The organism is Frigoribacterium sp. AC512, assembly GCF_979258295.1.
The window spans coordinates 2,626,769-2,647,865 of record NZ_OZ409850.1 but is presented as its reverse complement, the minus strand read 5'-3'; the positions used below and the strand labels follow the sequence as shown (position 1 = coordinate 2,647,865).

Below are 21,097 nucleotides of genomic sequence, written 5' to 3'. Positions count from 1 at the left end.
CGGCGACCGTCCTCGACGTGTCGAGCGGACAGCGGGCCGACGTGGTCTGGGAGGTGAGCCCCGACACGACCGTGGGTCAGCTCATCGCGTCCGCGCTGCCGCACCTCGGAGCGGGGGCGACCGCCGATCGGCACGCATCGGGGTGCGGGGCGGTGACCGTCGACGGCCGTGCGGTGGCGCTCGACGTGTGCGTAGCGCAGGGGTTCGTGCTCGAGGGGAGCTTGCTGATGATCGGTGCGCCTCCTGGCCCCGCGCCCCTGCCCGACGACGGGCCCAGCATCCGCGTCGTCGGAGGGCCGGGGGCCGGGACCGTCTTCGTCGTCGATCCCGGTGTGTGCGTCATCGGGTCGTCTCCTCAGGCCACGGTTCGTCTCGACGACGACGTGCCTGCCTTCGCGGCCGTTCTCCGTCTCGACGGTGCGGGGCGGTTCACGATCGAGCCCGCACTCGGGACGGAGGGTGACGGAACTGCCGGCGACGCGCTCGCTGACGGCCCCGTCGTGACCGTCGACCGGCGACCGCTCGTCGAGTCCGTCCAGCTCGACGAGTCGTCCGTCGTGCGTGTCGGGAGCGTCCTGCTCGGGGTCGCCGCCGGGCGCCGGCCCGGCGCAGCGCTCCACCTGGCGCGGAGCGGGACGCACCTCGAGTTCGCCCGACCGCCACGGCTGCTCCCCGAATCGCCGCCGACCGCCTTCCGCTTGCCACCCGAGCCGCAGGCGCCGGCACGGCGACCGCTCCCGGTCGTCGCCGCCTTGGCCCCGCTCGCGATGGCCGCGGTCATGGTCGGCCTCTTCGGTCACCTCATGTACCTCGCCTTCGGCCTGATGTCGCCGATCGTGCTGGTCGCCAACTACGTGTCCGACCGGCGGAACGGACGGCTGACCCACCGACGGAGACTCGACGAGCACGAGGCGGCGACATCGTCGGTGCTCTCGGCAGCAGACGACGCCGTGCACCAGCTCGAGCAGGAGCGGCGGGCGAGCTGCCCCGACCCCGCCGCCGTGCTCGACATCGCGATGCGTCGTCGTGCCCGGCTGTGGGAGCGCCGCCGCGCCGATCCAGATCACCTCGTTCTCCGTGTCGGCACGGCTGACCACCCCTCGGGCGTCACCATCGACGACCCTCGTGAGCTCGAGCACCTGCGGACCGTCGCCCGCGAGGCGCACGCCGTCCCCGTCACCCTCGACCTGCCCCGCTGCGGGGTCGTGGGGATCGCTGGCCGCGACGAGCACGCCCGGCCGCTCGTCGCGTGGCTGCTGGCGCAGATCGGCGTGCTGCAGAGCCCGCGCGACGTCGAGGTCGTGCTGCTCACCTCGCCCTCCGGTGAAGAGCACTGGTCGTGGCTCCGATGGCTGCCGCACACCCGCCCCGGCGCCGGCGGCTCGTGCTCGATCCGGGTGGGCCACGACGCGGAGGGAGTCGCTCGCCGGCTCGCCGAGCTCGCGGCCCTCATCGAGGCCCGGCGGCGAGCAGCCCGCGAGGCGCGCGGAGCGGTCGACCCCGACGCCCCCGACGTGGTGGTCGTCGTGGACGGGGCCCGGCGGCTGCGCACCCTGCCCGGGCTCGTCACCGTGCTCAAGGAGGGTCCGTCGGTGCGTGTCTGGGCGATCTGCCTCGACGTCGACGAGCGTTCCCTGCCCGAGGAGTGCGTGGCCGTCGTCTCTGCCGGAGCGCACCGGCACGGCGTCGCCGCACAGCGCGCGACGAGCCTGCAGGAGGTGCTCGCCGACGAGCTGCCGCAGGGCTGGCACGAGACGGTCGCGAGGGCCGTGGCGCCGGTCGTCGAGGTCGACCACGAGGGCGAGGCAGGCGGCCTGCCCTCGACCTCTCGCCTCCTCGACCTGCTCGGTCTGGACGAGCCGGACGCCCGTGCCGTCCTGGATCGCTGGCGACGACTCGGGCCGAGCACCCGCGTCGTGCTCGGAGAGAGCATCGACGGCTCGTTCGCCGTGGACCTCTCCGCGGACGGCCCGCACGCCCTGGTCGCGGGCACGACCGGGGCCGGCAAGTCCGAGCTGCGCCAGAGCCTCGTGGCGTCGCTGGCCGCGACCAACGACACCGACGCGATGACGTTCGTCCTCGTCGACTACAAGGGCGGCGCTGCGTTCCGGGACTTCGCGCCCCTGCCGCACACGGTGGGGACGGTGACGGACCTCGACGGCCACCTCGTCGAGCGGGCCCTCACCTCGCTCCGCGCCGAGCTCCACCGGCGTGAGCTGGTCCTGGCGGAGGCGGGCGCCAAGGACGTCGAGGACCATGCGGAGCAGGTCGCCCGCGGGCAGCTCACGACCGCCCTGCCGCGGCTCGTCATCGTCATCGACGAGTTCGCCTCCCTCGTGCGGGAGCTCCCGGACTTCGTCACCGGTCTCGTGGACATCGCCCAGCGCGGGCGCTCCCTCGGCATCCACCTCGTCCTGGCGACACAACGGCCCACGGGCGTCGTCTCCGCCGACATCCGTGCGAACACTGCCCTGCGCATCGCCCTGAGGGTGACGGACCCGTCCGAGAGCACCGACGTCATCGACGCCCCCGACGCCGCCGCCATCTCCCCTTCCACCCCCGGCCGGGCCTTCGTCAGGCTCGGCGCGGGCGCGCTCCTGCCCTTCCAGGCCGGACGGGTCGGCGGACGAGCGCCCGGCGCCGTCGTGACGCAGACCGGACCCGTCTGGAGCTGTCGACTGACGTGGTCGACGATCGGCGCGATCCCGGAGCTCCCTCCCGAGGACGTGCGAGCGGACGACGACGAGCTCACTGATCTGGCACATCTCGTCGCCGCGGCCGCCGCCGCTCACCGGCTCAGAGGAGGCGCGGCCCCGCACCGGCCCTGGCTCGACGCCTTGCCCGACGTGGTGCTGCTCGACGACCTGCCTCGGCCCCCCGGGGAGAGGTCGATCGGCCCGACCGGGCGCCCGGGGGCGCAGGCCGCGGAGCTCGCGTCGTTGCCCTTCGGCCTGCAGGACCACCCTGCCCGACAGGCGCAGGAAGCGGCGGTCGTCGACCTCGACGCCTCCGGCCACCTCTTCCTCGTCGGAGCGCCCCGATCGGGCCGCTCGCAGGTGCTCCGGACACTCGCGGCCTCCGTGGCCGACCGGACGTCGTGTGCCGATGTGCACCTCTACGGGATCGACTGCGGCAGCGGAGCGCTCCTGCCGCTCGCGGCCTTGCCGCACACCGGCGCTGTCGTGCAACGCAGCGAGGTGGACCGTGTCCGGCGTCTGCTCGCGCGCCTCGTCTCGGAGACGCTGCGGCGGCAGGACGAGCTCGCCCGGCAGGGGCACGGCGGCGTCGCCGAGCAACGACGCGCGTCGGTCCTCGCCGACCGCATGCCGCACGTCGTGCTCATGATCGACCGGTGGGAGGGCTTCACGGCATCGCTCGGCGAGCTCGACCACGGGGAGCCCGTGGAGCAGGTGACGTTCTTGCTGCGCGAGGGTGCCGGAGTCGGGGTGCACCTCGTCGTCACGGGTGATCGACAGCTCATCACGGGTCGGCTCGCGACGATGGTCGAGGACAAGCTCGTCCTGCGACTCGCGGACCGCGCTGACTACGGGCTCGCTGGACTGTCGCCGAGGACGCTGCCGGAGAGGATCGGAGACGGGCGGTGCTTCACATCGGAGACGGCCGTCGAGACGCAGGTCGCACTTCTCTGCGACGATCCCGCTGCCAGCGCCCAGGCCGACTCCCTGCGGGTCCGCGGCGCGTTGGCGACGGAGCGGGACAGGACTGTGCCGGCCGCCCGGCGCCCCTTCCGTCTCGAGCGCCTCGACGGGCCGGTGGGGTTCGGCGAGGCCTGGGCTCGGCGCTCGCCGGTGATCCGGGCCGACGCCATGATCGCGATGGTCGGTCTCGGGGGCGACGACATGGGCGTGGTCGGTCCCGATCTCTCCGCCGGAGGCGGGACGTTCCTCGTCGCAGGGCCCGGTCGCAGCGGACGGAGCACCGTGCTCCTGACGATGGCGCGTTCCCTCTTGGCTCAGGACGTCGAGCTCGTCGTCGTCGCCCCGCGTGCCTCGCCGCTCCGCGAGCTCGAGGCCGTGCCCGGCGTCCTCTCGGTGCTCGCGACGGCGGCCGTGTCCGCCGCCGACCTCGGGCCGTGGTTCGACGGCGGGCAGCGACGCCGTGTGCTCGTGGTGGACGACGCGGAGACGCTCAAGGACTGCCCCGCTGCGGCATGGCTGGCCGACTTCGTCGCGTCGTGCGCGGAACGGGGGCAGGCCCTTGTCGCCGCAGGCTCCTCGGCCGAGCTCGCCCACGGATTCACGGGATGGCACGTCGACCTGAGACGGGGCCGTCGCGGAGCGCTGCTGAGCCCGCAGGTGCCGGCGGAGGGCGACCTGATCGGGGCGGTCGTGCCCCGGAGCTCGCTGTCCGTCCGCCCTCGCGTCGGCGTGGCCCAGGTCAACGTCGGCGACGGTGTCGTCCAACCGGCCCAGGTGCCCGTGCCGTGACCCGGCCGTCGTCCGGCAGCCCTGCCTCGTCATCGGAGGGCTGTCCCGGTCGTGGTCGGCTGGCCGGGGCCAGCGGCGAGCCCGACGCCCTCGTGGGATCGGAGCCGGCGACGACGCCGGCCGACGTGCGCACCCGCCGCGCCCGCGACGAGGAGCCCCCCGGCGAGCGAGATGCCGAGGACGAGACCGCTCGCTCCGGACCCCGTGAAGGCGAGTGCGGCCGGCACGGCGGGAGCCATCGGCGGGGCCTCGACGCGGAACGACTCGGACGCGTGCACCCGCATGTCGGCGAAGGCCGGGACGACCTGGTGCGAGTCTGGCCCCGGGGCCGTGCCCGGCGACGTGAAGACGAACGCGTACCCGCCGACGTCGAGGGCCACGAGGCACGGCGTCTCCACGTAGCCGGCGCCGGTCAGCGTCGTCGAGACGCGTCCTGCCACCAGCCCGGCCGTCTCGAGGTCGTCGACGTCGCCCAGGTCGGTGTCGACGGCGGGCAGCTCGGCGAACGGGCCGATCAGCAGCGTGTCGACCACCACCTCCTCCACCTCGGGGTTCCACCTGCTCACCTCGAGCGAGTCGCTCACGCAGGTGCCCGGCGCGACGACGGACGCCCCGACGACGGCTGTCTCGATGTCCGGTGCCCAGGGCACGACGGTGGTCTCCGAGGCTGTGCCGAACGCGGACCGCCAGCCCTGCAGCCGATCGCGCCCCTCCTCCTCGGCCGTGTCGGCAGGATCGATCGACTCGACCCACGTGTACCAACCGCCAGCCGGCAGCTCGCACGCGGGGGTGGTGTACGTCCCGGGGCCCTCGACCACGCGGACCTCGACGTCGCAGACCGCAGGTGCGTCGATCGGCCAGTCGACAGACTCGACGGGCCGTGCGGAGAACGGGCCGAGCAGGCGGCTCCTGACGGTCACCGGGATCGGCGCCCAGCCTCCGGCGACCTCGATGCGTCCCCACTCCGACAAGAGGCCGTCACCCGGCTCGACCGTGAGGGTCAGCTCATCGGTGAGCGCCGTGCCCGCATCGGCGACGGCGTCGCTCGCCACTGTCGAGACACGCGGTCGGAACGGCAGCGGGGACAGCGCCGTCGCGCTCGCCGAGCCCGTCGCGCTGACGCTCGTGCCGCCGGTGAAGAGGATCATCTGAGACCCCGCCGGGCTGTTGCCCACGGTCATCACCCGGCCGTAGGGCAGGTCGTCGAAGCGCGCCTCGGCGCCCACGACGAACTGAGGGAGGTCGCCGACGGCCCGGAACGAGACCGTCTCGCCGTTCTGCACGGAGGAGGTGCTGCTCCCGTCCGCGAAGACGGCGCCTGTCAGCGTGACCGAGCCCGCGACCCCGGGCGGGAGCTGTCCTGGTCCTCCCGTCACACGGTCGACCGCGACGTCGGCACGGAGGGTGCCGGTGCCGTCCGGCTGCAGATCGACCGCCATCGACGCTGAGACCGACGTCGAGGCCTCGCGGGTGGACTCGTCGAGCATCTGCTGCATCCTGTCGAGCACGATCGGCCAGCGCTCGTTGGCTCGGCCCGCGTAGTACCGGGCGCTGTGGCCGGCGAGGCCGGTGATGCTCCACACCGCGAGCTGGCCGGCGGCCGCGGTGTCCTGGTCGTCGGTCCCGGCCCAGGTGCGGGCGATGTAGGCGAGCCGGGCGTGGTCCTCGCTGGAGATGTCTAAGACGTCCGGGCCGGTCGCGGTGTCGTACTCGTTGCCGACCGGTGACGACTTGCCGGCCTCGAGGCAGAAGGCCTTGCGGCCGTCGGCGAGCAGATAGGTGCCGAGGTACGAGACTCCGTCCCCTCGCCAGAGGTACCCGGTGCCGAGGCCTGTCGACGTGACTGCCCTGGCTGGCGAGGCGAGCGCGAGCGGTGCGACGAGCACGGCCACGAGGAGCAGCAGGAGGGGCAGGAGCAGGAGTCGCGGAGCCCGTGGTGGGGCGGTCTGAGGTGTCATGCGACGACGATGGCGGGACGGGCCCAGGGGAGTCGCGCCCGCCTGCCCTGTCTGTGGAGGGCATGGGCCGAGGGCGAGTCCGGGGAGAAAGGAGACTCTGTCTTTTTCGGACGGCCGCGCCTGCCCGTAGCTACGCGAAAGCGACGAACCCCCGTGATGTTCCACGGAGGTTCGTCGCTTTCACGCGTGTCGAGTGTGGCTCGTCCCGGACCCGCCGAGCGGAACTCGCCTCGACGAGGTGGTGCGGGGCGCTACTCGGTCTCGTCGAGGTCGACGTCCTGGTCGTCGAGGTCGTTCTCGGCCAGCGACGGCTCCGCCTCACGGGGCGAGCCGCCCGTAGGGCCGTCGTTGCCGTCGCCGAGGCCCGGCAGCACGGTCTCGCCGGCGACCGCGTCGTTCGTGACGATCTGCTGGCTCTCCTCGAACTGGGTCTCGTCGTCGTAGGGCTCGTCGCCCGAGGCTGCGGGGGTCTGGGTGTCGCTCATGGTGCGTCCTTCCGATCGGTGCTGCTGGGTGCTGCAGGGTGCTGCTGGTGGGTCAGAGGGTCAGGCCAGGCCGAGCTGCTGCATCATGCCGGCCTCGTCGGTGGCGCCCCAGCGCTCGACGAGCAGGCCGTCGTCGTCGAAGCGACCGACCTGGATGCCGCGCACCGTGAAGCTCTTGCCCGTCGCCTGGTGACCCTGGAACGGCCCGGTGTGCGTTCCCTTGATGGTGAAGACCGCGGTCACGTTCTCGTCGTCGGCGACGAGCGTCTCGACGCCCAGGTCGGCGTCGGGGAAGGCGGTGAAGAAGTCGCTCCAGAACGCCTTGATGCCCTCGACGCCCGCGGGTGCACCGGGCGCCGGGTCGTGATCGATGACGGCGGCGTGGAAGCCCTCGCCGAGTCGGTCGATCTCGCGCGCGGTCAGGATCTCGCCGAGCAGCTGCTGGGTGGCGAGGTTCTTCTCTTTCGACATGTGTCTCTCCGTGTTCTGGGTCGGTCAGGTGGTTCTCGTCTACTCCGCCCGGGTGGACAGATCGTCAGACGGCTGTGAGCAGGTGGTGCTCCTCGACCGCCTCCAGGGCGAGCACCTTGTAGCCCTCGCCCTCGAAGAACACCGTCATGCGGTCGCCCTCGGTGCTCATCACCGTGCCCTCGCCCCAGGCAGGGTGCGAGACACGGGTGTCGGGGTCGAAGAGGGGAGCGTGCTCAGGGTCGTCGACCCGCGCTTCCTCGGCGTCGGCCGGGCGGTCGGGCTCGGCCGCCGCGGCGCGGCAGTCGTCGCAGTTGCCGCAGCGCTCGGGCGCCTCCTCGCCGAAGTAGCCGAGCAGGAACCGCCGCCGGCAGCCGTGCGACTCGGCGTACGTGCGCATCATCTCGATGCGCGACTTCTCGACCCGCTCGCGTCCCTCGGCGACCTGGCGCGCCTGCTCCGCTGCCTCCTTCGAGTCGAGGTCGTCCGTGACCCGGTAGCCCTTCTTCGTCTCGACCACCACGCCCGCCTCGAACAGCAGGTCGACGAGGCGCGAGACCTGCCGTGGCTTGAGCTCCGTCGCCCCGGTGATCGCCTTGCGCTTCACCGGGCCAGAGGAGGTGCGGATCGCCTCGTGCACCCGCCGCAGCTCGGCCCGTGACGGCAGCCCCGTCGCGAAGAACGACCGCAGCGACAGGTCCTCTGCCCGGTAGTGCAGGGTCGCGTCGGCCAGTTCACCGTCACGCCCGGCCCGCCCGATCTCTTGGTAGTAGGCGTCGAGCGACTCGGGCACGTCGGCGTGCACGACGAACCGGACGTCGGGCTTGTCGATGCCCATGCCGAAGGCGCTCGTGGCGACGATCACGTCGATCTCGCCAGCGTGGAACCGCTCGTGCAGTGCCCCGCGCTCGGCTGAGCGGAGGCCCGCGTGGTACGCCTCGACTGTGCGGTCGGGGCAGCGCTCGCCGATCTCGTCGGCGTAGCGCTCGCTCTCTTTTCGGGTGGCGACGTAGACGATGCCCGGCGTCGTGAGCTCGGCGACCTGCTCGACGATCGCGCGGCGCTTCTCCGCCTCGTCTTCGTGGCGGTGCACGGCGAGCGACAGGTTGGGGCGGTCGAAGCCGCGGCTGATCACGAGCGGGTCGCGCAGCCGCAGCCGCTCGATCACCTCGTCGCGCACCGGACCGGAGCCGGTCGCCGTCAGCGCGAGCACGGGCGGTCGGCCCAGCCGCTCGACGATCTCGCCCAGGTGCAGGTAGTCGGGCCGGAAGTCGTGGCCCCACGACGACACGCAGTGCGCCTCGTCGACGACCAGCAGGGCCACGCCCGCGCGCGCCAGACGCTCGACCGTCTCGTCGCGGGCCAGCTGCTCGGGGGCCAGGAACACGTAGGTGACCTCGCCGGCGTCGACGCGCCTCCAGCTCTCGTCGTTCTCGTCGTCGGTGTGGCCCGAGTTGACGTCGACGGCGGGCGGGGCGTCGGGGTGCCCGACGAGGCCCGCGACCTGGTCGGCCTGCAGGGCGATCAGCGGGGAGACGACCACGGTCGGGCCGTCGAGCAGCGCGCCCGCGACCTGGTAGATCGCGCTCTTGCCGAAGCCCGTGGGCATGATGCCGAAGGTGTCCCGGCCCGCGAGCACCGCCTCGACGGCCTCGAGCTGGGCGGGCTTGAGGTCGTCCCAGCCGAAGAGGCGGGCGGCGGTGTCGGCGATGCGGTCGCGGTCGGGGGCTTGCTCGTCGGCGGTGACGGTGCGGCTGTCGCGGCGCGTGCGGCTCGTGCTGCTGCGGGCGGCGGTGCGGGTGGTGGTCATGCGGCGTCCTCGTGGTGCGTCCCGGCACCGGAGTGCGCCGAGACGGTCCATACGATGCCGGGGGCCACCGACACGCGCGCCGTCCACAGGGGATCGGCAGAGACCCCTCCCCATCCGTACCCCGGGGCCGGGAGCGTACCCCTCCGCGCCTCCTCGGGTCCGTGCCCGAGAGGGGCCCGGAGGCCAGGCGCTAGGCTGGCCCAGGCTTGTTCGTCCCGACGTCGAGACAGACGCGAGGTGGGCGACGAGGCCGGTGCCGACTCGGTCGGCAGCCCCTCCAGAGCACTGGCGCAGCGATGCGGATTGGAAGAACAGCGTGGATCTTTTCGAGTACCAGGCCAGGGACTTGTTCGAGTCCTACGGCGTGCCCGTCCTGCCGGGAGTCGTCGCCGACTCCCCGCAGGAGGCGCGAGCCGCAGCCGAGCAGATGGGCGGCGTGACCGTCGTCAAGGCCCAGGTCAAGGTCGGTGGCCGAGGCAAGGCCGGCGGCGTCAAGGTGGCGAAGACCCCGGACGACGCGGAGGCTGCGGCCGAGGCGATCCTCGGGCTCGACATCAAGGGCCACGTCGTCAAGCGCGTCATGGTCGCCGGCGGTGCCCAGATCGCGCAGGAGTTCTACTTCTCGGTGCTGCTCGACCGCGCCAACCGCTCGTACCTGTCGCTCTGCAGCGTCGAGGGCGGCATGGAGATCGAGCAGCTCGCCGTCGAGAAGCCCGAGGCCCTCGCCCGCGTCGAGGTCGACCCGCTCGCGGGCATCGACCTCGCGAAGGCAGAGGAGATCGCCCGGGCCGGCGGGTTCCCCGACGAGCTCGTCTCGAAGGTCGCCCCCGTGCTCGTCAAGCTGTACGAGGTCTACGCCGGCGAGGACGCGACGCTCGTCGAGGTCAACCCGCTCGTGCTGACCGAGCAGGGCGACATCGTCGCCCTCGACGGCAAGGTCACGATCGACGAGAACGCCGACTTCCGTCACCCCGGCCACGCCGACCTCGAGGACGCCGACGCGGCGGACCCGCTCGAGGCCAAGGCGAAGGCCGCAGGGCTCAACTACGTGAAGCTCGACGGCGAGGTCGGCATCATCGGCAACGGCGCAGGGCTCGTCATGTCGACCCTCGACGTGGTCGCCTACGCCGGCGAGGCGCACGGCGGCGTCAAGCCCGCGAACTTCCTCGACATCGGCGGCGGAGCGAGCGCCGAGGTCATGGCGGCCGGCCTCGACGTCATCCTCGGCGACGAGCAGGTCAAGAGCGTCTTCGTGAATGTCTTCGGCGGCATCACGGCGTGCGACGCCGTGGCGAACGGCATCGTCTCGGCCCTCGGCATCCTCGGCGACGCGGCCACCAAGCCGCTCGTCGTGCGCCTCGACGGCAACGCCGTCGACGAGGGCCGACGGATCCTGGCGGAGGCGGCGCACCCGCTGGTCACCGTCGTCGCGACCATGGACGAGGCTGCCGACAAGGCCGCCGAACTGGCTTCGAAGTAAAGGGACAGAGCACAACCATGTCGATCTTCCTCAACAAGGACAGCAAGGTCATCGTCCAGGGCATCACCGGCGGCGAGGGCACCAAGCACACGGCGCTGATGCTGAAGGCGGGCACCCAGGTCGTCGGCGGCGTCAACGCCCGCAAGGCCGGCACCACCGTCACGCACGGCGAGGTCACCCTGCCCGTCTTCGGCACGGTCGCCGAGGCGATCACCGAGACCGGCGCCGACGTCTCGATCGTCTTCGTGCCGCCGGCGTTCGCGAAGGACGCCGTCGTCGAGGCCGTCGAGGCGGGCATCCCGCTCGTCGTCGTCATCACCGAGGGCATCCCCGCACAGGACGCGGCGGAGTTCTGGGCGCTCGCGAAGTCGAAGGGCGGCGCCACCCGCATCATCGGCCCGAACTGCCCCGGCATCATCACGCCGGGCGAGTCGCTCGTGGGCATCACCCCGGCGAACATCACGGGCGCCGGCCCGATCGGCCTCGTCTCGAAGTCGGGCACCCTGACCTACCAGATGATGTTCGAGCTGCGCGACCTCGGCTTCTCGACCGCCATCGGCATCGGCGGCGACCCGGTCATCGGCACGACGCACATCGACGCCCTCGAGGCGTTCGAGGCCGACCCCGACACCAAGGCGATCGTGATGATCGGCGAGATCGGAGGCGACGCCGAAGAGCGAGCCGCCGACTACATCAAGGCGCACGTGACGAAGCCGGTCGTCGGCTACGTCGCCGGCTTCACCGCGCCCGAGGGCAAGACCATGGGCCACGCCGGCGCCATCGTCTCCGGCTCGGCGGGCACGGCACAGGCCAAGAAGGAGGCGCTCGAGGCCGCCGGGGTCAAGGTCGGCAAGACGCCGAGCGAGACCGCGGCCCTGCTGCGCGAGGTGTACGCGGCCCTCTGAGGTCGTCGCGCGGTGCCGTGACCGGCACTGCGCCTCCTGGGCGGGCGTGTTCGTCCGGCCCGGTCCGTCACGACGGACCGCGGTCGACGCACACGCCCGCCTTCGTTCGTCTCCGGCCACGCGGCACGGGACGTCGGCTGCTCGGCACGGCACGTCGGCCGCCCAGCGGCCCGGCGGTACAGTCGTGCCCGATGAACCGCCCTGTCACCGCCGTCTTCGCCGCGCTCGAGGCCCTGCTCGTCGTCGGCATCGGCGTCGGGCTGCCCGTCGTCGTCCTCAGCCTCCTCTGGGCGTTCCAGTACGGCCTCCAGATCGACTGGATCGTCTTCTGGCGCGCAGCCGTCGACATCTGGCTCGTCGGGCACGGCGTCGACCTCGACCTGCAGCTGGGAGCGGCGACCGCCGCCGCCTCCGGCGTCCCGGGAGCCGAGGCCCCCTTCGCGGTGACGATCGCCGCGCTCGGCTTCTCGGTGCTCACCGTGCTGCTCGGGGTGCGCGCCGGTCGCGCCGTCGCCGAGACGGCGCACCGTGTCGTCGGGGTCCTCAGCACCGTCGGGGTCTTCGCCCTGCTGAGCCTGCTGGTCACCGCCACGGCTCAGCACCCCCTGGCCTCGCCCGTCCTGTGGCAGGGGATCGTCCTGCCGACGCTCGTCTACGCCGTGCCCGTCGTGGTGATGGCCGAGGTCACGCGCCGCCGTCGCGGCGAGCCGGCCGACCCGGTCACGGGCGCGGTCTCCACGCTCGTCGCCCGTGCGCCCAGCACCGCTCGCGTCGTGGCCGCCGCGGGGCTCCGGATCGGCACCGCGAGCGCAGCCGGCGTGCTAGCCGTCTCCGGAGTTGTCGTCGGCGTGCTGATGCTCACGAACTACGGCGAGCTGATCACCCTCTACGAAGGCGCGCACGCCGGGCTGCTGGGCAGCATCGCCCTGACCCTCGGCCAGCTCGCCCTGCTGCCCGATCTCGTCGTCTGGGCCGCCTCCTGGTTCGTCGGCCCCGGCTTCGCGCTCGGCACCGGCTCGGGCGTCTCGCCGCTCGGCACCTCGGTGGGGCCGATGCCCGCCGTGCCCTTCCTCGGGGCGCTGCCGACCGCCTCCTCGTCGTTCGCCTTCGTCGGCCTGCTCGTGCCGGTCGTCGCCGCGTTCGTCGTGACGACCCTGCTGCGCCCGCGGATCGAGCGCTTGCTCGCCGAGTCCGGATCGGCCGACGTGCTGCGTCGCGTGCTCGTCGGGGTCTGTGGCGGAGTCGTCGCCGGGGTGCTGCTCGGCCTGCTCGCCTGGTCGGCCTCTGGAGCCGCCGGGCCCGGCCGACTCGCCCACGTCGGGCCCGACCCCCTGCTCGTCGGCGCCTTCGGGGCCCTCGAGGTCGCCGTGCCCTCCGTGCTGGCGATGGTCGTGTCGCTGCGGAGCTTCCTCGGGCACGACGACGACACGGCGGCTGCTCCCGCAGGAGGCGCGCGTCCGGCCGACGACGTCGAGACCGGCCCGCAGCCGGTGCTGTCGGGCACGTCCCCGTGGTCGCGGTCGTCGACGGGTGCTGCCGCCGCGTCGTCCGGCCTCGCGCCGGTGCACGCGTCCGGCCCCTCGCCCGAGCGCACGGCCGATGACCGGACCGGCGCCGGCGTCGGCGTCGGCACAGCCGCCGCCTCCCGCCTCGGCTCCGACCACGACGAGACGACCGACCTCGGCGCGGAGGCTCTCGTCCCCTCTTCCGGCTCCGACGCCGACGGCGACGCGGGCGACGAGACCGACCGCGCGGCCGGTCGGCGACGGCGGCTGGCGGCGCGGATCCGTCGGCTCCGTCCGCATCGCCGCACCGACCGCACGGCCAGCGGTGACCGCACGGCCAGCGGTGACCGCGCGGCCGGCGGCGACGGGGCTGACGACGCACACGGCCGAGCCGCTGCTCGGTCGGACACCCGGAGGCCCTCGATCGCCGACGCCGACACGGACGAGACGGCAGTCGTCGAGACGGGACTGCGGGCGCCCGGCGACCGTGTCCACGACCCCCGCGAGGTGCACGTCGACACGGCGCGCGCGGCACGCGACCGGGACCGCGACCAGGCCCGCGACCGCGAGGAGCACGACGACGAGCGCGACGGCCCCGCCCCGTGGTGGCGCAGGCTCGGAGCGACCGCCGACCGGCCGGCCCCGGGGCCCGACGACGACGAGACCGAGCCGGTCCGCGGTCTCGAACGCTGACCCGCGCCTCCTCGGACCCGGAAGACCCGGAAGACCCGGAAGACCCGGAAGACCCGGAGGAGCCGGAGGGCCGAGAGGACCCGCAAGCCTCCGAGGCCCCGGGAGCACCCGCCTCGGCCACTAGGCTTGCCGGGTGCTGAAGCTCGTGGTGCTCATCTCCGGTGGCGGCTCGAACCTGCGTGCCCTGCTCGAGGCCGCGCACCACGACAGCTACCCCGCCCGCGTCGTCGCCGTCGGCGCCGACCGCGAGGCCGACGGCCTCGAGCACGCCGAGCACTTCGGCGTGCCGACCTTCACCGTGCCGTTCTCGAGCTTCGACGACCGGGCGTCCTGGGGCGACGAGCTGCTCGCGCAGATCCGCCAGTGGCAGCCCGACCTCGTCGTGCTGAGCGGCTTCATGCGGCTGCTGCCCGTCGGGGTCGTCGACGCGCTGAGCCCGCACCTGATCAACACGCACCCCGCGTTCCTGCCCGAGTTCCCGGGCGCGCACGGCGTGCGGGACGCGATCACCGCCGGCGTCGACCAGACCGGGGCGAGCGTCATCGTCGTCGACGCCGGCGTCGACAGCGGCCCGATCCTGGCGCAGCGCCGCATCCCCGTGCTGCCCGGCGACGACGAGTCGTCGCTCCACGACCGCATCAAGATCGTCGAGCGCGAGCTGCTGGTGCAGACCGTGCGCGAGATCGCCGACGGAACGACCGACCTCGAGGAGACGAGACCCGCATGAGCGGCCACCAGATCGACCCCACCCTCTACCGCGACCGTGACGCCGTCCCCGTGCGTCGTGCGCTCATCAGCGTGAGCGACAAGACCGGGCTCCTCGACCTGGCCGAGGCGCTCGCCGCGGCGGGAGTCGAGATCGTGTCGACGGGCTCGACCGCGTCGACCATCCGCGACGCCGGCCACGACGTCACCGACGTGAGCGCCGTCACCGGGTTCCCCGAGTCGCTCGACGGTCGGGTCAAGACGCTGCACCCCGGCATCCACGCGGGCGTGCTCGCCGACCTGCGCCTCGAGTCGCACGAGCAGCAGCTCACCGAGCTCGACATCGCGCCGTTCCAGCTCGTCGTCGTCAACCTCTACCCGTTCGTCGAGACGGTCGCGTCGGGCGCCGAGGCGCCGGCCGTGATCGAGAACATCGACATCGGCGGGCCCGCCCTCGTGCGGGCCGCCGCCAAGAACCACGCGAACGTGGCCATCGCCGTGTCGCCCGCCAGCTACGGGCAGATCGTCAAGTCGCTCACGCTCGGCGGCACCACCCTGGCCCAGCGGCAGCGCCTGGCCGGCGAGGCCTTCGCGCACACCGCCGCCTACGACACGGCCGTCGCCGCCTGGTTCGCCGAGAACGTCGGGGCGCGGGCCGAGCACGAGGCCGGTGCCGACGCAGCGACCACAGCCGAGGAGGCGCGGGCCGGGTCGGCAGCGTTCGACGCCCCCCAGCACGTCGTCCTCGAGGGCACGCGTCAGGCCACGCTCCGCTACGGCGAGAACTCGCACCAGCAGGCGGCGCTGTACGCGTCGCCCGAGGGCGCCGGAATCGCCCAGGCCGAGCAGCTGCACGGCAAGGAGATGTCGTACAACAACTACGTCGACGCCGACGCGGCCCTGCGTGCCGCGTACGACTTCGCCGAGCCGGCCGTGGCGATCATCAAGCACGCCAACCCCTGCGGCATCGCCGTCGCCTCGGCCGACGCCGTCGACGCGATCGCCGACGCGCACCGTCGTGCCCACGCCTGCGACCCCGTGTCGGCCTACGGCGGCGTCATCGCCGCGAACCGCCCGGTCACCCTCGCCATGGCCGAGACGGTGAAGGACATCTTCACCGAGGTCGTCATCGCCCCTGCCTTCGAGCCCGAGGCGCTGGCCCTGCTGCAGACGAAGAAGAACATCCGGCTGCTCGTGCTGCCGGCCGACTTCGCCCGGCCGACCGTCGAGGCGCGGCAGATCTCGGGCGGCCTGCTCGTGCAGCAGGTCGACTCGTTCGACGGCTTCTCGTCGCAGGGCTGGACGCTGGCCGCGGGCGACGAGGTCGACGCCGCCACGCGCGCCGACCTCGAGTTCGCCTGGCGGGCCTGCCGCTCGGTCAAGTCGAACGCGATCCTGCTGGCCGACGCCGGCGCCTCCGTGGGCGTGGGCATGGGCCAGGTCAACCGGGTCGACTCGTGCCAGCTGGCCGTGACGAGGGCGGGGGAGCGAGCCCGCGGCTCGGTCGCCGCCTCCGACGCGTTCTTCCCGTTCGCCGACGGCCTGCAGGTGCTGCTCGACGCGGGCGTGCGCGCGGTCGTCCAGCCCGGCGGGTCCATCCGCGACGACGAGGTCGTCGCGGCCGCCGCCGCCGCGGGCGTCACCATGTACTTCACCGGCGAGCGGCACTTCTTCCACTGAGCCGTCGAGCCCTCGTCGACGGACGCCCCGGCCCGTGCGGCCGGGGCGTCCGTCGTACGCCGTCCGCCGCCCGTGGCGGCACGCACGTGCCGCTCCCTCCGCTCCCTCCGCCCGCGCGCGGCGACGGCCGCACGGCGACGGCCGCCGAGACACCTGTCGCGCATCTTCTCCTCGCTCGCCCTTGCGGGGGAGGCGCCAGCACACATATCCTGAAAAGCTGCTCACAGCCGGTCGCTCGCGACTGACATGACGGACGAACGACGACCTGCACAGGAGGACACGATGAACTCGACGCGACCACGGTGGCCTCGGCCCCCGCCGGTGCCCTCGTGCCTGCCCCCCGCTCCTCCGTCGCCGCCCGCCGGGCAGCCCGGACCCTCGTCGGCTAGGCCGACCGGGACGCACGCCGGGCTCGCCGCCGGCACCGCACCTCCTCCACCCGAGCGCCTCGTGCGCTCCACATCAGGGTCGCCGCCGTGCCCTCCCCAGGGCACCGGGCCGCGACTCCCTCCCCAGCCGGTCGTCGCCGTGACGGCACCGACGCTCCAGATCACGACACTTGGATCAGCCATGTCCCCGAAGTCCCCTCCGCCCCCGTCCGCGCCGCAGCGTCGCCCGTCGACGTTCCGTGCGCTGATGCGGCTCCACCCCTACGCGAAGCCGGCCATCCCGCGCATCGTGCTCGGCGCCGTCGCCGCGCTCGCCGCCGCCGTCGTCGCCCTGCTCATCCCCGCCGTTCTCCAGCTGCTGGTCGACGGTCCGCTGTCGAGCGGCGACCGTGCCCAGGTGTGGCCCGCCTTCGCCGTCGTCCTCGGGCTCGGCATCGTCGAGGCCGTCATGATCGGCCTCCGTCGACGGCTCGTGCTCACGCCCAGCACCCACGTCGAGGCGTCGATGCGCAACTCGCTCTACGCGAAGCTGCAGGACCTGCCGGTGGCGTTCCACGACCGGTGGCAGAGCGGCCAGCTGCTCAGCCGGTCAGTCAGCGACCTCTCGCTGATCCGGCGCTGGCTCGCGTTCGGCGTCGTGCTGCTCGTCGTCAACGTGCTGACGATCGTCGTCGGCTTCGCGGTGCTCTTCTTCTACAGCTGGGCGCTCGCGATCCTGTTCATGGTCGCGTCGATGCCGGTGTTCTTCGTCAGCTTCGCGTTCGAGAAGCGCTACTCGATCGTCGCGCGGCGCAGCCAGGACCAGGTCGGCGACCTCGCGACCAGCGTCGAGCAGAGCGTGCACGGCATCCGGGTGCTCAAGGCCTTCGGCCGCGGCAAGCACTCGCTCGACGAGTTCGCCAAGCAGGCCGACGACCTGCGCGGCACCGAGATCGAGAAGGCCCAGGCGATCAGCCGCCTGTGGTTGTGGCTTCTGCTCGTGCCCGACGTCGCCTTCGCCCTCTGCCTGCTCGGCGGCATCTGGCTGGCCGCCGACGGTCAGCTGACCGTCGGGCAGCTGTTCGCGTTCTTCGCGACGGCCACCGTGCTGCGGTGGCCGGTCGAGTCGATCGGGTTCCTGCTCTCGATGACCTTTGACACCCGCACGGCCGCCGACCGGTTCTTCGAGGTGCTCGACAGCGAGAACGCGATCACCGACCCCGAGCGACCGGTCACGATCGAGACGCCGGAGGGGCGGCTCGAGTTCGCCGACGCGCACTTCCGCTACCAGGACAGCCCGGCCCAGTACCCGGACCTCGTCAACGGCGTCGACCTCGTCGTCGAGCCGGGCGAGACCATGGCCCTCGTGGGGCTCACCGGCTCGGGCAAGACGACCTTGCTCGCGCTCGTCTCGCGGCTCTACGACGTCACGGGCGGCAGCGTCCGGATCGACGGCGTCGACGTGCGCGACCTCTCGCGGCAAGAGCTGCGCCGCCTGGTCGGCATGGCCTTCGAGGACGCGACGCTGTTCAGCGCCTCCGTCCGCGACAACGTGCTGCTCGGCCGCCCCGACCTCGCCGACGACCCTGCCGAGGCCGACCGCGTCATGCGCGAGGCCCTCGACATCGCCCAGGCCGACTTCGTCGACCGCCTGCCCGACGGCGTCGACACCCGTGTCGGCGAAGAGGGGCTGAGCCTCTCGGGCGGGCAGCGCCAGCGGCTCGCCCTGGCGCGCGCCGTCGCGGCGCGTCCCGCGATCCTCGTGCTCGACGACCCGCTGTCGGCGCTCGACGTCGACACCGAGGCCCGGGTCGAGGCCGGCCTCCGCCGGGTGCTCGCGTCGACGACCTCGTTGATCGTCGCGCACCGTCCGTCGACGGTCACCCTCGCCGACCGCGTCGCCCTGCTCGAGAACGGCAGGGTCACCGCGGTCGGCACCCACTCCGACCTGCTCGCCACGAACGAGCACTACCGCTGGGTGATCTCGTCCCTCGACGACGACACCACGCCCGCCCGAGAGGAGGTGCTGGCATGACCGAGCAGACGACGCACGACCAGGCCACGCGCCGCACCGATGACGCGCCCGACGGCGCGGTCCGCGACGACGGCATGGTCGACGGCACCGGGGGCGGCCCCGCCCACGAGGCCCTCGACGGCCGCACCCCGGCCGAGAAGCGGGCCGAGCAGGGCTCGACGACCCAGGGCGTCCGGGGCGAGGAGCGCGAGGACTTCACCAAGGCCGAGAGCAAGCGGCTCCGTCGACGGTCGCTGCGCCTCCTCGGCTCGCTGATCCGTCCGCTGCGCTGGCGGCTGGCGCTGATGGCGGTCGTCGTCATCGTCAGCACCGCCTCCCAGGTGGCCGGCCCCGCCTTGATCGCGTTCGGCATCGACACCGCCCTGCCGGCGCTGATGGACCGACAGGACTGGGCGCCGGCGATCCTCGTGGTCGTCGTCTACCTGGTGACCGGCGTGCTCGGCGCGGTGCTGATGGCGCAGTACACGGTGCTGTCGGCGCGCATCAGCCAGGCGATCCTGTTCGACCTGCGCAAGCGGCTGTTCCTGCACACGCAGCGGCTCAGCCTCGAGTTCCACGAGACGTACACGTCGGGGCGCATCATCTCGCGCCAGACGAGCGACCTCGACTCGATCCGCGAACTGCTCGACTCGGGCATCAACCAGCTCGTCTCGGGCCTGCTCTACATGGGGTTCACCGCGATCGCGCTCGTCAGCCTCGACGCGCCGAGCGGGCTCGTGCTCGCCGTCGCGCTCATCCCGCTGGTCGCGCTGACGCGGTGGTTCCAGGTGCGCTCGCAGAAGCTGTTCCGTGCCACGCGCGTCGCCAGCGCCCGGGTGATCGTGCACTTCGTCGAGACGATGACGGGCATGCGGGCGGTGCAGGCGTTCCGCAAGGAGGCGCGCAACGAGAAGGAGTACGCGGGCTACGTCGAGGAGTACCGCCAGGCCAACTCGAAGGTGTTCACGCTGTTCGGCACCTTCGACCCCGGCCTGGTGCTGATCGGCAACGCCACCCTCGCGGCCGTCGTGCTCTTCGGTGGGTTCCGCGTGATCGACGGCTCGCTCGAGATCGGCGCCCTGCTCGCGGCGGCGCTGTACGCGAAGCGCTTCTTCGACCCCGCAGAAGAGATGGCCATGTTCTACAACGGCTACCAGTCGGCCTCGGCGGCGCTCGAGAAGATCTCGGGCGTCCTCGAGGAGGAGCCGAGCGTGCCCGACCCCGAGTCGCCCGTCGACCTGCGGCACGCGAAGGGCGCCGTCGTCTTCGACGACGTCGAGTTCGCCTACTCGGCCGACACGGTCGTGCTGCCCGAGTTCGACCTCGACGTGCCCGCAGGGCAGACCATCGCGCTCGTCGGCTCGACCGGCGCCGGCAAGTCGACGCTGGCCAAGCTCATGTCGCGGTTCTACGACCCGACCCGCGGCCGCGTCACGCTCGACGGCGTCGACCTGCGCGACCTGCACCCGAAGGACCTGCGGCGGGCCATCGTCATGGTCACGCAGGAGGCGTACCTGTTCTCGGGCTCGGTGGCTGACAACATCTCGCTCGGCAAGCCCGACGCGACGCGAGACGAGATCGAGCGCGCCGCCCGCGCGGTCGGCGCCCACGAGTTCATCGTGGCGCTGCCCGACGGGTACGACACCGACGTGAACAAGCGCGGCGGGCGGGTCTCGGCCGGGCAGCGCCAGCTGCTGTCGTTCGCGCGGGCGTTCATCGCCGACCCGGCGGTGCTCATCCTCGACGAGGCGACCGCGTCGCTCGACATCCCGTCCGAGCGCATGGTGCAGGAGGCCCTGCAGACCCTGCTCGCCGACCGGACCGCCGTGATCATCGCGCACCGGCTGTCGACGGTGGCGATCGCCGACCGGGTGCTCGTCATGGAGCACGGTCGCGTCGTCGAGGACGGCACGCCCGCCGACCTCATCGCCGGCACCGGGCGGTTCGCGCAGCTGCACGCGGCCTGGCGCGACTCGCTCGTGTAGGCGTCGCCCTCCTCCTCATTCAGGACGATCTGTCCTGCGTCGCGCAGCGGGGGAGTCGTTCTCCTGAACGGTGCACGGTTCAGGAGGCGGCCCGCCCGTTCTCCTGAGTCGTGCGCGGCGGGCGTCAGGCGCGTCAGGTCGTGCGCGGCGGGCGTCAGCCCCGCCAGGCCCAGACCGTGCCGTCGTCAGCGACGACGGTCCAGTCGCCGCAGCTCCAGCCGGCCGTCGGCGTGGGGTCGGGCAGCCACGCCGGAGACAGCGGCGGGGCGGCGGTGACCGGCTCGACGGCGGCGCAGCCCGCGGCGTCGGCGGGGGAGGCGGCGCTGTGGAACGTGAGGACCGCCTCCTGCGGTGCCTCGCGACGCGCCACCGCCCTGATGTCGACCGCGTCTGTCGGCACCCAGGCATCCAGCACGAACGAGCGCGTGCCCGCCTTCGGTGCGTCGCCGTAGCGGTCGAACTCCCACGTCTTCTCGTCGGAGCCGAGGCCCAGGGCCGAGCAGGAGGAGGCGGTGACGCAGACGACGGCGGCGACGGCGACGGCGGCGGCGAGACGGGGGAGCGAGGGCATGCTCCGATCGAAGCGCCTGGCA

The 21,097-nt window shown here is 72.9% G+C and carries 13 protein-coding genes; 8 read left to right on the top strand and 5 right to left on the bottom strand.

What is annotated here, in order from left to right; translation table 11 throughout:
• The first annotated feature begins 17 nt into the window (after positions 1–17).
• Positions 18–4,448: an FtsK/SpoIIIE domain-containing protein gene (locus ACZZ97_RS12150; protein ID WP_463473326.1), complete on the top strand. Its 4,431-nt coding sequence runs from the start codon at positions 18–20 to the stop codon at positions 4,446–4,448.
• A gap of 29 nt (positions 4,449–4,477) precedes the next feature.
• On the opposite strand, the gene ACZZ97_RS12145 is transcribed toward ACZZ97_RS12150, so the two are convergent.
• From ACZZ97_RS12145 to ACZZ97_RS12130, 4 genes are all read right to left on the bottom strand, one after another.
• Entirely contained in the window at positions 4,478–6,406 is a 1,929-nt protein-coding gene (locus ACZZ97_RS12145; RefSeq protein WP_463473325.1) for a thioester domain-containing protein, read from the bottom strand.
• A 251-nt stretch (positions 6,407–6,657) separates the two neighbouring features.
• Entirely contained in the window at positions 6,658–6,891 is a 234-nt protein-coding gene (locus ACZZ97_RS12140; RefSeq protein ID WP_463473324.1) for a hypothetical protein, read from the bottom strand.
• Positions 6,892–6,951: 60 nt separating this feature from the next.
• Positions 6,952–7,362: an ester cyclase gene (locus ACZZ97_RS12135; protein ID WP_463473323.1), complete on the bottom strand. Its 411-nt coding sequence runs from the start codon at positions 7,360–7,362 to the stop codon at positions 6,952–6,954.
• Positions 7,363–7,426: 64 nt separating this feature from the next.
• Positions 7,427–9,169 carry a RecQ family ATP-dependent DNA helicase gene (locus tag ACZZ97_RS12130; RefSeq protein ID WP_463473322.1) on the bottom strand — a complete coding sequence of 581 codons (1,743 nt, stop codon included), beginning with the start codon at positions 9,167–9,169 and terminating at the stop codon, positions 7,427–7,429.
• Positions 9,170–9,485: 316 nt separating this feature from the next.
• Here ACZZ97_RS12130 and sucC point away from each other — a divergent pair, with 316 nt between their 5' ends.
• From sucC to ACZZ97_RS12095, 7 genes are all read left to right on the top strand, one after another.
• Positions 9,486–10,649 carry an ADP-forming succinate--CoA ligase subunit beta gene (sucC, locus tag ACZZ97_RS12125; protein WP_463473321.1) on the top strand — a complete coding sequence of 388 codons (1,164 nt, stop codon included), beginning with the start codon at positions 9,486–9,488 and terminating at the stop codon, positions 10,647–10,649.
• A gap of 17 nt (positions 10,650–10,666) precedes the next feature.
• A complete protein-coding gene (gene sucD, locus ACZZ97_RS12120) occupies positions 10,667–11,554 on the top strand; it encodes a succinate--CoA ligase subunit alpha (protein WP_314101891.1) in 888 nt (295 codons plus the stop codon).
• A gap of 191 nt (positions 11,555–11,745) precedes the next feature.
• Positions 11,746–13,752, top strand: a complete 2,007-nt coding sequence (locus tag ACZZ97_RS12115; protein ID WP_463473320.1) for a cell division protein PerM — start codon at positions 11,746–11,748, stop codon at positions 13,750–13,752.
• Between the two features lie 133 nt (positions 13,753–13,885).
• Positions 13,886–14,479, top strand: a complete 594-nt coding sequence (gene purN / locus ACZZ97_RS12110) for a phosphoribosylglycinamide formyltransferase (protein ID WP_463473319.1) — start codon at positions 13,886–13,888, stop codon at positions 14,477–14,479.
• The gene (gene purH / locus ACZZ97_RS12105; protein ID WP_463473318.1) at positions 14,476–16,137 is read left to right on the top strand and encodes a bifunctional phosphoribosylaminoimidazolecarboxamide formyltransferase/IMP cyclohydrolase; all 1,662 of its coding nucleotides are present in this window, start codon (positions 14,476–14,478) and stop codon (positions 16,135–16,137) included. The genes purN and purH overlap by 4 nt, the downstream gene beginning before the upstream one ends.
• A 570-nt stretch (positions 16,138–16,707) precedes the next feature.
• The gene (locus ACZZ97_RS12100) at positions 16,708–18,540 is read left to right on the top strand and encodes an ABC transporter ATP-binding protein (RefSeq protein WP_463473317.1); all 1,833 of its coding nucleotides are present in this window, start codon (positions 16,708–16,710) and stop codon (positions 18,538–18,540) included.
• Positions 18,537–20,504, top strand: coding sequence for an ABC transporter ATP-binding protein (locus tag ACZZ97_RS12095; protein ID WP_463473316.1), 1,968 nt, complete (start codon positions 18,537–18,539; stop codon positions 20,502–20,504). Before ACZZ97_RS12100 ends, ACZZ97_RS12095 begins: the two co-directional genes overlap by 4 nt.
• Positions 20,505–20,658: 154 nt before the next feature.
• Here ACZZ97_RS12095 and ACZZ97_RS12090 read toward each other — a convergent pair whose 3' ends face one another.
• Positions 20,659–21,075 (bottom strand): hypothetical protein, encoded by a 417-nt coding sequence (locus ACZZ97_RS12090; RefSeq protein ID WP_463473315.1) that lies wholly within the window; start codon positions 21,073–21,075, stop codon positions 20,659–20,661.
• Positions 21,076–21,097: the final 22 nt, after the last annotated feature.

Excerpts from the sequence above, each read along its gene's own strand:
- ACZZ97_RS12145 (WP_463473325.1), bottom strand. The coding sequence starts at position 6,406 with ATGACACCTCAGACCGCCCCACCACGGGCTCCGCGACTCCTGCTCCTG.
- ACZZ97_RS12140 (WP_463473324.1), bottom strand. The coding sequence starts at position 6,891 with ATGAGCGACACCCAGACCCCCGCAGCCTCGGGCGACGAGCCCTACGAC.
- ACZZ97_RS12135 (WP_463473323.1), bottom strand. The coding sequence starts at position 7,362 with ATGTCGAAAGAGAAGAACCTCGCCACCCAGCAGCTGCTCGGCGAGATC.
- ACZZ97_RS12130 (WP_463473322.1), bottom strand. The coding sequence starts at position 9,169 with ATGACCACCACCCGCACCGCCGCCCGCAGCAGCACGAGCCGCACGCGC.
- sucD (WP_314101891.1), top strand. The coding sequence starts at position 10,667 with ATGTCGATCTTCCTCAACAAGGACAGCAAGGTCATCGTCCAGGGCATC.
- ACZZ97_RS12115 (WP_463473320.1), top strand. The coding sequence starts at position 11,746 with ATGAACCGCCCTGTCACCGCCGTCTTCGCCGCGCTCGAGGCCCTGCTC.
- purH (WP_463473318.1), top strand. The coding sequence starts at position 14,476 with ATGAGCGGCCACCAGATCGACCCCACCCTCTACCGCGACCGTGACGCC.
- ACZZ97_RS12100 (WP_463473317.1), top strand. The coding sequence starts at position 16,708 with ATGTCCCCGAAGTCCCCTCCGCCCCCGTCCGCGCCGCAGCGTCGCCCG.
- ACZZ97_RS12095 (WP_463473316.1), top strand. The coding sequence starts at position 18,537 with ATGACCGAGCAGACGACGCACGACCAGGCCACGCGCCGCACCGATGAC.
- ACZZ97_RS12090 (WP_463473315.1), bottom strand. The coding sequence starts at position 21,075 with ATGCCCTCGCTCCCCCGTCTCGCCGCCGCCGTCGCCGTCGCCGCCGTC.